The 15,116-nt window shown below is 37.9% G+C and carries 18 protein-coding genes; 9 read left to right on the top strand and 9 right to left on the bottom strand.

All coding sequences use genetic code 11. The annotated features are described in order from the left end of the window. Positions 1-578 (top strand): group II intron maturase-specific domain-containing protein (locus WQ54_RS19275; protein ID WP_269431581.1); only part of this gene is annotated, 578 nt, incomplete at its 5' end. A gap of 81 nt (positions 579-659) precedes the next feature. Here WQ54_RS19275 and WQ54_RS19270 read toward each other — a convergent pair. Continuing rightward, the gene (locus WQ54_RS19270; protein WP_046586430.1) at positions 660-1,076 is read right to left on the bottom strand and encodes a MerR family transcriptional regulator; all 417 of its coding nucleotides are present in this window, start codon (positions 1,074-1,076) and stop codon (positions 660-662) included. 390 nt (positions 1,077-1,466) lie between these two features. On the opposite strand from WQ54_RS19270, the gene WQ54_RS19265 reads away from it, so the two are divergent. Next, positions 1,467-2,507 carry an NAD(P)-dependent alcohol dehydrogenase gene (locus tag WQ54_RS19265; protein ID WP_046586428.1) on the top strand — a complete coding sequence of 347 codons (1,041 nt, stop codon included), beginning with the start codon at positions 1,467-1,469 and terminating at the stop codon, positions 2,505-2,507. Between the two features lie 206 nt (positions 2,508-2,713). Continuing rightward, positions 2,714-3,001 carry a hypothetical protein gene (locus WQ54_RS34350; RefSeq protein WP_197089628.1) on the top strand — a complete coding sequence of 96 codons (288 nt, stop codon included), beginning with the start codon at positions 2,714-2,716 and terminating at the stop codon, positions 2,999-3,001. Here WQ54_RS34350 and WQ54_RS19260 read toward each other — a convergent pair. After that, entirely contained in the window at positions 2,966-3,379 is a 414-nt protein-coding gene (locus WQ54_RS19260; RefSeq protein ID WP_046586425.1) for a DoxX family protein, read from the bottom strand. The genes WQ54_RS34350 and WQ54_RS19260 overlap by 36 nt on opposite strands. A gap of 437 nt (positions 3,380-3,816) precedes the next feature. On the opposite strand from WQ54_RS19260, the gene WQ54_RS19255 reads away from it, so the two are divergent. From WQ54_RS19255 to WQ54_RS19235, 5 genes are all read left to right on the top strand, one after another. Further along, the gene (locus WQ54_RS19255) at positions 3,817-4,950 is read left to right on the top strand and encodes an ABC transporter ATP-binding protein (protein ID WP_046586424.1); all 1,134 of its coding nucleotides are present in this window, start codon (positions 3,817-3,819) and stop codon (positions 4,948-4,950) included. 46 nt (positions 4,951-4,996) lie between these two features. Next, the gene (locus WQ54_RS19250; protein WP_046586448.1) at positions 4,997-5,599 is read left to right on the top strand and encodes an ABC transporter permease; all 603 of its coding nucleotides are present in this window, start codon (positions 4,997-4,999) and stop codon (positions 5,597-5,599) included. Positions 5,600-5,624: 25 nt separating this feature from the next. Further along, positions 5,625-6,512, top strand: coding sequence for a glycine betaine ABC transporter substrate-binding protein (locus WQ54_RS19245; RefSeq protein WP_046586422.1), 888 nt, complete (start codon positions 5,625-5,627; stop codon positions 6,510-6,512). 4 nt (positions 6,513-6,516) lie between these two features. Beyond that, positions 6,517-7,143, top strand: a complete 627-nt coding sequence (locus tag WQ54_RS19240) for an ABC transporter permease (RefSeq protein WP_046586419.1) — start codon at positions 6,517-6,519, stop codon at positions 7,141-7,143. Between the two features lie 219 nt (positions 7,144-7,362). Continuing rightward, on the top strand, positions 7,363-7,752 hold the full coding sequence (locus WQ54_RS19235; protein WP_046586417.1) for a peptidoglycan-binding protein: 390 nt from the start codon (positions 7,363-7,365) through the stop codon (positions 7,750-7,752). Between the two features lie 407 nt (positions 7,753-8,159). On the opposite strand, the gene WQ54_RS19230 is transcribed toward WQ54_RS19235, so the two are convergent. The 7 genes from WQ54_RS19230 to WQ54_RS19200 form a co-directional block, all read right to left on the bottom strand. Further along, positions 8,160-8,651: an Rrf2 family transcriptional regulator gene (locus tag WQ54_RS19230; RefSeq protein ID WP_046586415.1), complete on the bottom strand. Its 492-nt coding sequence runs from the start codon at positions 8,649-8,651 to the stop codon at positions 8,160-8,162. A 526-nt stretch (positions 8,652-9,177) separates the two neighbouring features. Further along, on the bottom strand, positions 9,178-9,678 hold the full coding sequence (locus WQ54_RS32030; protein ID WP_052737873.1) for a cupin domain-containing protein: 501 nt from the start codon (positions 9,676-9,678) through the stop codon (positions 9,178-9,180). A gap of 737 nt (positions 9,679-10,415) precedes the next feature. Then, the gene (locus WQ54_RS19220) at positions 10,416-10,778 is read right to left on the bottom strand and encodes a hypothetical protein (RefSeq protein WP_046586413.1); all 363 of its coding nucleotides are present in this window, start codon (positions 10,776-10,778) and stop codon (positions 10,416-10,418) included. 12 nt (positions 10,779-10,790) lie between these two features. Then, a complete protein-coding gene (locus tag WQ54_RS19215; RefSeq protein ID WP_046586411.1) occupies positions 10,791-11,321 on the bottom strand; it encodes an NAD(P)H-dependent oxidoreductase in 531 nt (176 codons plus the stop codon). 30 nt (positions 11,322-11,351) lie between these two features. Further along, positions 11,352-12,944 (bottom strand): DHA2 family efflux MFS transporter permease subunit, encoded by a 1,593-nt coding sequence (locus WQ54_RS19210; RefSeq protein WP_046586409.1) that lies wholly within the window; start codon positions 12,942-12,944, stop codon positions 11,352-11,354. A 37-nt stretch (positions 12,945-12,981) separates the two neighbouring features. Next, positions 12,982-13,617, bottom strand: a complete 636-nt coding sequence (locus WQ54_RS19205) for an HlyD family secretion protein (protein WP_046586408.1) — start codon at positions 13,615-13,617, stop codon at positions 12,982-12,984. Between the two features lie 227 nt (positions 13,618-13,844). After that, complete coding sequence (locus tag WQ54_RS19200; protein WP_046586406.1) at positions 13,845-14,030, bottom strand: hypothetical protein; 186 nt, start codon at positions 14,028-14,030, stop codon at positions 13,845-13,847. 353 nt (positions 14,031-14,383) lie between these two features. Between WQ54_RS19200 and WQ54_RS19195 the strand changes: the two genes are divergently transcribed. After that, entirely contained in the window at positions 14,384-14,836 is a 453-nt protein-coding gene (locus WQ54_RS19195) for a MarR family winged helix-turn-helix transcriptional regulator (RefSeq protein ID WP_052737872.1), read from the top strand. The last annotated feature ends 280 nt before the right edge of the window (positions 14,837-15,116 follow it).

The following is a 15,116-nucleotide window of genomic DNA, read 5'->3' as shown; positions in this document are numbered from 1 at the left end:
ATAGACTTGATAAAGAGTTAGAGAGTAGAGGACACAAATTCGTTCGTTACGCCGACGACTGTAATATATACATGAAGTCAAAGAAAGCTGGTGAACGAGTGATGACCTCAATTACAAGTTTTATTGAGAAGAAACTAAAACTTAAAGTTAATAGAGAGAAGTCAGCGGTAGACCGCCCTTGGAAACGGAAGTTTCTTGGTTTCAGTTTTACAAACCATAAGAAACCCAAGGTCAGAATAGCGAATGAAAGTATCAAAAGACTAAAGTCTAGGATAAGACAGATCACATCTCGTTCAAAACCTAGTCCTATGGAAGTTAGAATTGAAAAACTAAACCAATATCTAACAGGGTGGTGCGGATACTTCGCTTTAGCTGATACACCAAGTAAGTTCAAAGAATTTGAAGAGTGGATAAGAAGAAGACTTCGTATGGTTGAATGGAAACAATGGAAAACACCTAAAACAAGAGTTAGAAAACTAAAAGGTTTAGGTGTTCCTGATAACAAGGTATACGAATGGGGAAACTCAAGAAAGAAATATTGGAGAATCGCCTGTAGTCCAATTCTACACCTTATTTAGAGACACGTTAATCAGTAGTAAATGATATAAATAGAGCCACCTGTATTTCATATACATATTTATGAGACAGGTGGCTTTTTGTTAATTATTAATGGAAATTTTTATTTTCGATTTTTTATGAATATCCTCCGTCCCGGCATCCAATGCAGTCTTATAATATAAGCATTTATGCTCGATGACTTCCATCGCTTTTTTTAGTTCTTCGATCTGTGCTTCTACAGTAGCTTTTCGTTCCATAAACATAGCATATCTTTGTTGCAATGTGGAATCCCCTTCAGAACACCAATCAATGAAATGTTTAATTTCCTTGATTGGCATCCCGGTGGATTTTAGACATTCAATTACTTTTAAAGCCTCGATATCAGATTCTTTAAACAATCGTGTTCCACCGGACGTCCGTTCTACAAAAGGAATAAGTCCCTCCTTGTCGTAGTAACGCAAGGTATACGGTGTAAGATTCAACTCTTTTGAAACCTCGCTGATCGAATATGTCCTCATCAATTATCTCTCCCATCAATTATCTTCTAATTTTTATGATATTAGACTTCGAGTTAACTATAGTTATAAGGGGATTTTATCTTGGTATTTGCTGAATGTCAAAATCGCCATAGGGAAAGTAGGAATCGACTCTGTTTAACGGAGATACATACTAAAAAAGAATGCTGCTGGCCATAAGCTCTATTGATAGGTGAAATGAAAAATAGAGAGATGGAAAAGGAATATAAATTAATATCTCTTGACTTAGAGTTAACTATAGGGTTTAACATTGAATTGCAAGAGGAAAAAGGATGGAGGGAAATGAATAAAGGGTAATTTCATTAACCTAGTTTTTCAATTATATCTATACCAATCTCATTCTCTTGTAAACAAATTTTAGGAGGTTTTTTTATGATAACTGCTAAAGCACGAGCTGTTGATGGTCCAGACAAATCATTTCGAGCTGCTGAGATTAAACGACGCGATCTTGATTCGCACGATGTTCTAATTGAAATTAAATATGCAGGCATATGCCATTCTGATATTCATACTGCTCACGGTGAATGGGGTGCCGTGAACTATCCTCTTGTACCTGGACACGAGATTGCGGGAATTGTCACAGATGTAGGAACAGAGGTTACAAAGTATAAGGTCGGAGACCGGGTAGGGGTCGGATGTATGGTTGACTCCTGCGGCGATTGTGAGAACTGCCGCCAAGGGGAGGAACAATACTGCCTAAATGGAAATATCCCTACATACGCTGGTGTTGATAAATATGGAGAGCCAACTCAAGGTGGCTATTCTACTCATATTGTCGTAACTGAGGACTTCGTAGTGAGAATTCCTGATAACATTGAACTTGACGTCGCAGCACCATTACTTTGTGCTGGTATTACCACTTATTCTCCACTTAACCATTGGGGAGCAGGTCCAGGAAAGAAAGTAGCGGTTGTTGGTATGGGCGGCCTTGGTCATATGGCAGTTAAGATCGCGCATGCAATGGGTGCCGAGGTCACTGTTCTGTCACAGTCATTGAAGAAAAAGGAAGACGGCTTGCAATTCGGCGCAGACGACTATTATGCTACAAGCGATCCAGAAACATTCAAGAAACTTGCAGGAACCTTTGACTTAATTATTAATACAGTAAGTGCAAAAATTGACATTAATGCTTATTTCTCACTGCTAACTCTGGATGGTACTCTAGTAAACGTGGGTGCACCCGCAGAGCCATTGTCAGTAAATGTGTTTTCTCTTATCGGACATCGCCGTTCATTTGCAGGTTCAATGATTGGCGGTATTCGTGAAACTCAGGAAATGCTGGATTTCTGTGCGAAACATAACATTGTTCCTCAGATTGAAGTAATTTCAGCCGATCAAATTGACGAAGCCTACGAACGTGTATTATCTTCAGATGTGAAGTATCGATTCGTCATTGACACAAGCACAATGTAAGTTGCGTAAAAAATAAATTCTGGTGGTTATTACGAGGGTGTCCCAAAAGCCTAACTTTTGGACACCCTTTTATATATGTTTGGTTAGGTAAAAATCAACACAAAAGCTATTCAGCCTTTCACACAATAAGCTCTTTGTATTTACAAGGTTCTTTATCACAGGTAAGAACCTGTCTATCCTACGATATAGCAAATGGTTATTACTTCATGAAATTTCTTCTCCATCAAAAAGGATTCGAAAGTAGTTTCCAGCCAAATCAATATTTCTATTATTTAAGTCATATAGAAACAATCGATTGTGTCTTAAGAATTGTTAAACGTTTAGAAACAGCGATACGCCCATTTGAAATTGTGCCGTTAGTTTGTGAAGTGGAATCTCCTCAGCCTCAGCTAACATACGAATCGGTCGACGCTAGAAAGATTGCAATCGCGTCAAAGGCAGCCCGTAATCTGTTGTTCTTAAAGTTTGCGGCTCTTCGGACGCAGCGCCCATGAGGCAATATTTAGTGCAGCATATAAAAGCGGAAGGATAATAGAAAACCAATTATCGTTAGCAAATACATGAGATAGAGCCGCACCAGTCATTAAAAAGAAGATACCAGCGTGAACCCATTCTTTAAGCCGAGGAAAACCTGGCACGACGAGAGCCATGGCTCCAAGCACTTTCCAAATTCCAAGAATGGTCAAGACGTATAATGGGTAACCAAGATTCGTCACTAACTCAATATTTCCCCCATATTGCATCAGTTGCCCGATACCACTTAACATAATAGATGCTGCGAGCAGTAACGTGATTGACCAATATGCAATTATTTTTACTCGGGGTTGGGTCACTGTTTTTGCGGTTGTTTCCGCAAAGGTAATTTTACTCATTTTTTTCCCTCCTTATATTTGCCACAAATAAAACTTATTCAGGTTTTAAACTTTCAAAAATAACTAACTTCTAATACGACACCATTAAGTGTCTTTTTTATAATATGACACTTAATGGTGTCCTGTCAATATTTGTTTTTGGCATAATGGAAAGGGATCTTCAATTTGAATCGTACCGAGCTAACGAAACAATCTTTGTAACAAACAATGTAACTCCTTTTCTATCAATCTCCATCGCTTCCTTGAGCTGTAATTGTTGTTTATTAATAAAGAAAATCATTGATTTGCCAAAAATCAAGTTAACTGAGTAATCTTTCAAAATAGCGGTTTAGGCATTTTTGAAACAGGGTATAGTAACGTTATGTGGCAATGAATAGTGCCATATAGATGTAAAGCTAAAGCATCAAGAGTTTAAAAACAGAAGGTGATTCAATCGAATGATTAAATTAGAACATGTACAAAAGAAGTATAGTGACGGGTATATTGCTCTGAAAGACATTAACCTCGAATGTAAAGAAGGAGAGATTACTGTACTCATCGGACCAAGCGGGTGCGGTAAATCAACTACCTTGAAATTGTTAAACCGCTTAATCAATCCTACCAAAGGAAAAATCTACATTGACGGTAAAGACATTTCGAACATTAATCCGGTGAAGTTAAGAAGAGAAATCGGATATGTGATCCAGCACATCGGACTTTTTCCTCACCTAACCATTTCTGAAAATGTTGCAGTCGTTCCTCATTTACTCCAATGGGACAATGAACGTATTGAAAAACGGGTAGATGAATTATTGGATATGGTCGGATTAGACCCAGACACGTATCGAAATCGCCGTCCATCTGAGCTAAGCGGAGGGCAGCAGCAGCGTGTCGGTGTGATTCGGGCAATGGCAGCTGAGCCTTCCATCATTTTAATGGATGAAGCTTTTAGCGCACTTGACCCGATTAGCCGGGAGCAGCTTCAAGATGAACTCATTCGCCTTCAAAAAGATATCAAAAAGACGATTGTGTTCGTGACGCATGACATGGACGAAGCACTGAAAATTGCCGATAAAATCGTGCTTATGAAGGATGGCGAAATTGTTCAGGAAGGCACGCCGGAGAACATTTTACGACATCCTGCGAATGATTTTGTGAAAAACTTTATCGGTAAAAAACGCCTTCAGCAAGTAGCAGATATCCCAATAGCTGAGGAAGTTATGAATCGGAAACCGGCTACTACGTTCCCAAGTCGCGGACTTGCCGAATCCGTTAAGATGATGGAGCGAAGACAGGTTGATTCTCTTCTTGTTGTAAATGACCAAAACGAATTACAAGGATACATTACGATTTATGATGTACTAAATCAATTTAGGAATGAAACAAAACGAGTATCCGATATTCTTCAGCCGTTTCAGCATGCCATTAGTCCAAATACTCTTTTAACAGACGTTATGCAAATGATTGATGAAAACAAATTGCCATATATTCCGGTTGTCAATGATGAGAAGAAATTACTCGGAATTGTCACAAGGGGCAGTATTGTCGGATTCTTATCAGACATTTATCCTCCACAGACCGGGGTGATGTAACGTGAATGAGTATCTATTCGTTTTTGTTGAGCGTTGGTCGGATTTAATGAAGGCATTAACGGAACATCTTGGCTTAACCGCTGGTGCAGTGCTGTTAGGATGTATTGTAGCTATTCCTCTTGGTATTTATCTGACGAAAACGAAGGTTCAATGGATTCGGTCACTTTCTTTTACGATTACGAACATATTTCAAACGATCCCAAGCCTTGCTTTGCTGGCTATTCTAATTCCGCTTATTGGCATTGGCACACTACCGGCTATAATTGCTCTTTTTCTCTATTCTTTAATGCCGATTTTGCGAAACACTTATTCTGGGTTTAAGTCCATTGACCCGGGAATTATGGAAGCTGCGAAAGGGATGGGGTACAGTCCGCGGCAAAGGTTGATAAAAATTGAACTGCCGCTTGCAATCCCTTTTATTATGTCAGGGATTCGCTTAACAACGGTCTATATTATTAGCTGGGCAACCCTAGCAACATTAATTGGTGCCGGGGGGTTAGGGCAGCTGATTGTCGGAGGACTTGCGGTATATGATAAACCGCTGATTTTTGCGTCGGCCCTTTTAGCAATGGTCCTCGCACTTGTCATGGATTTCCTTCTCTCGTTAGTAGAAAAAGCAATTACGAAAAGTACTCTCAGTGAGGCGTAATCCTTTTAACATCGGAGGTTATTGAATGAAGAAACTAACGGTTTTTGCTGCTTCACTACTTCTAGTTTTCTCTCTTGCAGGTTGCGCGGGAGGCAAAACCGTTACTGTAGGAACGCAAACATTTACAGAGACAAAAATTTTAGGCTATATGTACGAATATTTAATAGAAGACAAAACAGATATCGATGTCGATGTCAAAACTGACCTTGCATCAAGCCCGTTTGTCCTTAATGCAATGAAAGAAAACCAGCTGCAAATTGGGACATTGTACAGCGGAGAAATTTTTAATAAGCATTTCCCTATAGAAGAAACGAAAGATCCGGAAAAAGTATTAGAGCAAGCCCAAAATGGGTTTGATAAGTACATGGGGATGGCATGGTTTGATCCTTTAGGGTTTGAGAACACCTATGCGTTCACCGTTAGAAAAGAGGTCGCTGAAGCATACAATTTAAAGAAAATCTCTGACCTAAAAAATGTTGCAAGCAAGATGACTCTTGGTGTCGATACAGCCTGGCTCGAACGCGAGCATGATGGATATGATGCTTTTTCGAAACATTATGGATTGAAATTTAAAAATGTATATCCAATGGAAATCAATCTTGTCTATAAAGCAGTAGAGAAGAAGCAAATGGATATTGTTCTTGCTTACTCGTCAGATGCGCGTATTAAAGAATACGATCTTGTAACACTTGAAGATGATAAACGTTTCTTCCCTCCTTATGACGCATCTACCGTTGTATTGAATGATACGATCAAAAAATATCCTAAAATCAAATCAGCTTTGAAACCATTAGAAGGAACAATCAATCTGGACACAATGAGAGCATTGAACGCCAAAGTAGATATAGAGAAACAGGCTCCGAAGGACGTGGCTAAACAATTTTTAGAGGAACAGGGTTTATTAAAGAGGTGAAAAAATGAACGCATTTATACAGTATATTGAACATAACTGGACCATACTGCTTTTATTGACGTTTCAGCATATCGCCATGGTAGTCTTAGGAGTTGCCCTTGCTCTTGTTGTCGGTATACCACTTGGAATTATATCAGCGAAAAACGAACGGGCTGCTTCTGTTATTTTGGCTTTTGCCAACATTATTCAAGTATTTCCAAGCCTGGCGCTATTAGCAGTCTTGATGGTTTTTTTCGGGATTGGTTTTACCTCTGTTGTCATCGGTCTCTTCCTATATTCGTTGTTGCCGATTATTCGCAACACTTATGTCGGATTAAAGGAAGTCGATGAAAGTACGGTCGAGGCTGGAATAGGGGTTGGAATGACTAAGTTTCAATTGCTCACAAAGGTTCAGTTCCCCATATCTTTGCCATTTATTCTGGCAGGTGTGCGGATTGCAGCCGTCATTGCCATTGGTGTCGCCACTCTTGCTCCGTTTATTGGCGGAGAAGGACTTGGAAAAGAGATCTATTCCGGTATCAATCTACGGGACAATGTGAAAATTTATACAAGTGCAATTCTTGCCGCGCTCCTTGCCCTACTAGCAGACTTCTTGCTTAGTAAAGCGCAAAAACGCGCGAATGTAGAATAAATGGTATTGCTGATATCTGCAGTAGCAGATATCAGTTTTTTTTTAGGTTTTGGGATGCCTGGAATATGTAGTCGCTTTAAAAAAGATAAATGATCTTTTTATAGCTTGGGAATATTACCTGCTAATCAAATATTACCCCCAAAAACGGTGATAAAAGATGTAACATTTAAGAATGATCCTCTGTCTAATAACTGAAAACAATGTAGGGAAAGGATATTAATGAAAAATTGGAAAAAGGTAACAGCGACAGTGTTAACTGCATCTGCATTATTATTTGGGGTGCCTTCTGAAGGTAGTGCAGCAGAAAGAATAGATTACTCAATATTCGCTTATCCAAAGACAGGAATGATTAAGGAAGGTGCTCGAGGCGAAAACATCAAAATTTTACAACGCGCCTTAAATGAGAAAGTTAAAGCTGGATTAAAAGAGGATGGAGTATACGGACCGTTAACAAGTAAAGCTGAACTCGTCTATCAAAAAACAAAATCATCTTTAGTTGATGATGGAATATATGGACCTAAAACACATGCATCCCATTCCCAAGACATCAATTCATTCGGTTTACCAAGTAATGTATTAAAAGTTGGCAGCCGAGGGAAGCCGTATTAAAATTTCAAAAATGTTTTCCAGAACTAGCGGATGATGGTGTGTTTGGACCAAAAACAAAAATAGTCTTAGATAAAGTTTTACATGATTAATAACAAGCTGAAAAACTCATTGATATAATCCCTGCTTTTTTATGTCATTGTAAAGAATACAGTGATAAGCAGAAAGTCGGGTGCAGAAACCTTAATGCGTGTTTGAAGATAACATTTCTTCTTAATCAACTAAGGTTTTACCTGATAAAAAACTTGAAAACTATGTGTTTAAAAACTTCCTTACGGAGATTGGTTTGCCTGCACTGCTGCTAACAATTGCAAAAAATTTTATAGTACGGGCTTAATGAGTTTTGCTTGAACTAAGTAAAAAACCTCTCTAAATTCCTGTTCATTTAGGAATTTCATGAGAGGTTTGTTTTATATGTCGCTCTTCGAAAAAAATTTCCGAGTGTCTTCACGTATTTGTTTTGATAAGGCACGATCAAGCTCTTCATTTAACCATGCAAGTGTTTTACTACGCAAGAAATCACGCATTTTTTCTTCCGCAGAGAGCATAACTAAATTGATGGTACAGGAGGAGGGAGCTGTACAACAGTTATCTCTATATAAATAACCATTATCTTTAATATTTTTACATTGGAAAATAGGCTTAGGACCTTCAACTGCCTCAACTACATCCCAAAAGGAAATATCTTCTGGGGACTTAGATAACCTATATCCTCCTTTTACACCAGGGACAGAACTTACAATGCCAGCTTTAGATAATTTACCGAAAACTTTTGAAAGAAATGTTTCAGAAAGTCCTTGAAATTCTGCCAAATCCTTTATCCCAATACTATCCTTGGGAGGAACACCAATTAAATAAACCAAACAATGCAAAGCATATTCAACTCCGACACTATACTGCATTTAAACTCACCTGCTTTTGATTTTAAGGGATATCAATTGTATCTTAAAAGTATTTAGAGTGATAGTCAAAATAAAAGAAATCTCTTTTGGTATATCATAATCATTTAATAAAAACAATGATAGTGTATATTATAGCGAAGCAATTTAACAGATTTACTTTTACAATGATAAAGCGGCTATATTAGAGAAAACGGTTTTAAGTGCATAGGAAAAACAATGAAAAGAACAGGAGCTAACGAGCGAAGCTTAGACGAAAAAATCAATGTCGACCGTGAAGAAAACGAAAAAAGGCACTGCCCCTTAAATAAATAACGAAAGAAAAGAAATGAAGCTAAACACGACGAAGCCTGAAAGTAGAAGAGATGCTGTTCGTGTATTCTCTTCATACGGGCAAGTTATATTCTTTAATAAGAAACAAAAGGGACAAACCCCACCACAAAAAACTTTGGGGAGGGGTTGTTTACGTTCCCAAATACACTGCCCCTGAGAAAAAGTTTATTTCTCATCAATCTGAGAAAGGTAACTTTCAGCTGTTTTTTTCAAGAGGAGGTCCTGTGAAGATGACTTGATATTTAGTTCTTGCCATTTCTATAATTTCATCTATTGTCTTTCCGACTGAATCCTGGAATGCAAGCTCATCTCCCGCAGGAGTAAACGTAATCTGCATGTGTAAAGGAGTGTCGCTAAAATTTGCAAAAGTATGTGCGGTACCTTTTGGAACTACAACGAGATCACGTGCTTCCGCATCAAACTCCTTCCCGTCTATGTGGAAACGAGCTTTTCCTTTAATGATACGGAAAATTTCGTCTGCTCTTTTGTGAATATGAATTCCAGGACCATAAAACGGTCCCTCCGAAGGTTCCTTAACTAGATCCAGGATGGCGTATGCACCATTAGTATCTTCACCTTTTACACGAACACTGATATATTCCCCAGGGACGTGATCCACTGTGTGCCACTCTATTTCTTCATTTTTTTGGAAAACGGCTTTCGTCTCTATTACGGATTGTCCTTCTCGTCGTTCCAATTTAATTACCTCCTTAGTAAGTTTATTCAATAAATAATTGAATTGTAGGTTGTATTGACCTAGTAATTATAGACCATATTAATCGCGGATTAATATGGTCTATAATAGGTTATAAGTTTTATTATGTCAACCCTCTCTTGAGATAATTGAAACAAGATTATGTTTATTTTGAATAATCAGTATGAAATGTGAATGGAAAAAGGGAACGTTTCATTTAAATTGAACTGAAGTAAGAACCTCACTGGTTCTATACACGAATAGATAGGGGAGATAACTAACTAAATTAACTTGTGGTATGGGTTGGAAAGGAAAGTGACATGAATAATATTTGTTGTTTAATAGTTGGATGTATTTTATATGAACTGTTTTTTAAAGGATTATATATTTAACGTTCTTCAACTACCTTGAATTATCAAGATTTGCAACCATGATATACGTTTAGGTATCAAGATTGCGATTATGTAAAAAGTTAAGAGCGATTAATTAGGAGAAGTATGTTCAACACTCCTTTCCCATGGTTTTGTTTCAAATATATTAGGCTTTTATTTATTATATTGTGTATATTTCATCTTTTTAGCCGCTTAAGCCAGAATTCATTCGTTATAGGAAATGGGATTAAACACAACAATGTGCGATAAAGAATATTTCGGATATGTGAATAGCAAGTTAAAAAGTTAAATAAAGAAGGTGACCCAAAACACAAAAAGAATGTGGTTTTGGGGTCACTATAAAATGGATTACCCTTTATCTTTCTTACGAAAAGCCCGCAGCATTTCGCGGTACCTCTCATCACTCATTTTTTTAGTCTGTTCTTTTGTATCTTGTTGTTTTAGATCCTGTAATTGTTGCAATGCTTGACGATATACCTGATCATCCATCTTTGGTGCTTGGTTACTCCCATGAGATGCTTCGATTTCAATGGCTGTAGATACTTCGTCAAATATTTTAGAGGTTGATTCGGTTTTCTCTTTAACAGTTGAGTTTTGCTCCAACTTGCCATTCGAATGATTTTGCTTAGAAGAGACAGAGTGGATATTCATCCTCATTAAGAAGAGAAGTACAATCACAGCAATCGCGATACATAAGATAACGGTTATCATCTTGTCATCTCCCTACTGTTCTTTTACAAAAGACTTGGTGACCTGTGCAACCCGCTCTCCTAGTGCTTTTCCTAATTCAAGGCCATTTTCCGAAATAAGCTCTGAGCTGTCAGGCGGACAAGTTACTCCTACTCCATAATAGGAACCATACAGCGCATTTTCTGGAATATTACCTGGCAATCCGGTAATAATCATTCCTTGATGAAGCATTGGTGTAATGAGATTAAGCATCGTCGCTTCTATTCCGCCGTGAATAGTGGCTGTAGTGCAGAAAACAGCTCCAACCTTATTGATGAGCTTTCCTTCTGCCCATAGATAGCCGAGTCGATCGATCCACGTTTTTAATCCCGAGCTGATGGTGCCAAAATGGCCAGGACAGCCCCAAATGATGGCATCCATTTCCGGCAGCTTATACACGTCAGCTTCGTTCACATGATTAATGTATACTTCGGCGCCGTCTACTTTCTTGGCACCTTCTGCAATCGCTTGAGCAAGTGCTTCAGTATGATGTCCTTCACTATCGTATATGACATAAATTTTCATAAAAAATTCTCCCCCTTAGTTTTAATCTTATTATGCTCCTTTTACTTCTTCAGGAGGAGGAAGCATTGCAACTGCTTGTTTCTCTTTTCGTACATCACGTAAGAACAAGCTTAGAATGATTCCGCCAACACAAAATGCTGCTGCCCAGTAAAATGCATCATTTATCCCCATCACATTCGATTGCAATTGCATTTGACCAGAAAGTAGGGATAGAGCATACTGTTTTGCTTGTTCAACTGGCGCATTTATGGTTTGTGCAACAGACTGAACAAAAGATTGGTAAGTTTGCACAAAAGAAGGATCCGATGTGTTCAGTTGATCCGTCATTGCCGCATAATGAATGGCAGTTCGATTTGTATAAATGGTGGTGACTAAACTTGTACCAATTGCCCCTGTGACTTGACGCAGCGTATTGGACATCGCTGTTCCATGGCTGTTCAAGTGTTTTGGCAATTGATTCATACCAGCAGTCATAATGGGCATCATAAGCATGGACATTCCAAAAGAACGCACCATGTTTAAAAGCATAATAAATTCAAATGAAGTATCTGTTGTTAATTGTGTAAATTCGTATGTTGTTACGAATGTCAACAGTAAGCCCAGAATGGCTAACGGCCGCGGTCCGAATTTATCAAATAAGATTCCTGATATCGGGGACATGACCAGCATCGCAAGAGCTCCTGGCAGCATTAATAAACCAGACTCAAATGGGGTAAATCCCCTTAAGTTTTGCAAATAAATAGGAAGCAAGAACATTCCTGCATACATGGCAACCGTGATCACGACACTAATAACATTCGAGAGTGAAAACATGTCATATTTGAACACTCTGAAATCAAGCATCGGATTTTCCGATTTTAATTGTTGAATGACAAAAGCTGTAATCGCTGCAACTCCTACAATGATGGTGGAAAGAACGAACGGATCGGTCCATCCATCTTTTCCTGCTTCGCTTACACCATATAACAGGGAAGCAACACCCATTAACGAAAGGAAAGCCCCATAGACATCCAATTTGATTTTTTTCGGCTCTATAAGATTTCGCAATGTCATGAACGCGATCACAATGATGATGACCCCAAGTGGAGTCATTGCATTAAACATGAGACGCCAGCTGTAATTTTGGATCACCCAGCCGGATAATGTGGGACCAATAGCAGGTGCAAACATCATCGCTAATCCAAAAAGACCCATCCCTTTACCGCGTATTTCAGGCGGAAAGACAAACATGATAATCGTCATGACTAATGGCTGCAATACTCCTCCACCTACCGCTTGAATTAAGCGGCCGATTAACATAGTAGAAAAATTGGGTGAAATACCGCAAATAAGAGTACCGAGCGTAAAGCAAAACATCGCAATCAAAAATAAAAGGCGTGTGCCGAATCTTTCAATTAAGAATGCTGATAGGGGAATCAATGCGCCATTTACAAGCATAAAGCCAGTAGATAGCCACTGGATCGTCGGTGCATCCACCCCAAATTCTGTCATTAAATGCGGCAACGCTACACTCAATAAAGTTTGATTTAAGATGACTAAAAAAAGTCCCAGCATTAACACGGTAAGCAGGGGAATATATTGTCTAACTCCTTGGTTATTCGAATTGACAGTTTGAGAAGTCATCCAGTTAACCTCCTTTCCGGTTGGTCATGAAAAATCATTATTTTGAAATTTTTACTTCTGCATTCATACCTGGCAGCACTTTATCTGAAGGATCTTTTAACGAAATTTTAACCGGAACTTTTTGTGTTACTTTTGTATAGTTGCCGCTTGAATTTTGCTGTGGCATGAGAGAAAATACCGAGTTTGTTGCATAACCGATTTCCTCGATCTCTCCTTCGAATGTAGTATCGGGATCCCCATCAACTACAATGTCTACACTATCTCCAGTTTCAATATCTTTAATTTCGGTTTCTTTCAAATTCGCAGTGATATAAAGATGGTCCATATCAATGGTTTGAGCTAATACTTGCCCAGCCTGCACCAATTGATGATCATTTGCTTGTTTTTTTACGATCGTTCCTTTCATCATGGATGTCACAGAAACTGTATTTTCGCCTTCTAACACTTTTCCTACCACAGCATCTTTAGAGACAGTATTACCTTCTTGTACATTCCATTCTTTTAATTGTCCGGCTGCAGGCGCCACTACTTGTTCAATATCTCCCGCCACTTTTGCTTCATCTGTTTTTACATAATTCTCGCTTTGATAATAGTAATAGCCTCCTCCAGCTACTAATGCAAAAACAACAAGAATTCCAATGAGATTTGTAATAATTAAACGTCCTTTACTCATTATTTTTTCTCCTTTCGAGTTCTTTTTCTGTGAAATGAATAAAGAAATATGGCTACTTTCTTTAATAATCTTTTGTTTTATCTTCCTAATCCTAAAATGTATCCAATGTTTCGTCTAACTTCTTCGTCCATTGGGTTCTTTTATCACTTTCAATTTCCAATTGTTTTCCTATAGACGAAAGCTGAACAAAAAAATCACTACCCGGCGATCTTTTGTCATCGTACCGGTCAATCAGTCCCTGCCTCAATAAATGGTCCATTTTTATGAAGCGTAAAAATAATTCGTAAATGAAAAGTGGTATTTTTAAATGGTTTAAGAACCTTTTTAAGGATTAGTAATTGTTTTATACCGATGGATACTAACATATCGTGAAGACTAACTGCCATATCGATAGTAAGGTTCGGATCATTCACCCTCTTCTTACTCCTTTCTTTAGTTTATATTTAAACAGTATAAATATTAACTTATATAAATAAAATGGTCAATTATTTAATTTAAATGCGATCGTTAGAAAGTGGTAACATAATAAGGTTGGTTGGATGTAAAAAAAATAATCCGTGTGTATATGGATACAAACTATAAGAGGGGAAGAATCTGAAGCATATCTAACTCATTTGGCTTAAAGGCACTAATTTAAAATGTCTATGTAAATCCGACTATGAAATATAAGAAATAAGAACTACATATAGGTGGGTAGAATTTGACAATTAAATTTAAGTAATTTAAAGTTTAAATTACTTAAACAATTAGCAGAAGGAGGAATTTCGTGCAATATGACGAGAACTTAATAGATAACATTATTATGACAATGACATCTATTAACAAAAAACTTCGACTTATTGTCGAAAAGGATTTACAGCCGTTTGGTATCACAGGTCCTCAATTTCATATGCTGCTGGCCCTAAAGAGAGAAGGGGGTACGCGTGTAACCCATTTAGCTGATTTAATGAAGGTGAAACCGAGTGCCATTACTGTAATCATGGACCGCTTGATTGAACGTGAGCTCGTCCAAAGAACACACTCATTAGAAGACCGCAGGGTAGTTATGATGGAACTCAGTCCTAAAGGGATCGAATTATTAGAAGAAGTAAGGCAATCTCATCAAAAGATGATGAGCCATTATTTTTCCCGTTTTTCTGAAGAAGAATTATCAACCTTTCTTCAATTATTTGAAAAGCTAGATGGAGTTATTAGTACAACGAATAGAGAGGGAAGCTGAGGAATGCTTATCTGTAATTAAGCATGTTTAGGTTAAATTTATATTTTGACAATAACCAACCTGAAATTATTATTTACTTTGGTTTAGTAAATATGAGGTTCCCTTCTGCTTGACAACTTCAATGACAAAATATAAATGATATTCCTCTATCAGGCACTTATCCAAAATAAGGATAGTGCCTTATTTCGTGCAATCAAGTATCGAGCAAATCGTTTAACCATGTAATAAAAGGTATGATGTATGAGGCTTACTATCGTTTGTATTCAAGAAACTGTTGGTT

Origin of the sequence: Bacillus sp. SA1-12 (assembly GCF_000981385.1) — a bacterium.
In the GTDB taxonomy this organism is placed as follows: Bacteria; Bacillota; Bacilli; order Bacillales; family Bacillaceae; genus Metabacillus.
The sequence above is the reverse complement of the archived record's forward strand: the minus strand, read 5'-3'. Positions and strand labels throughout refer to the sequence as shown.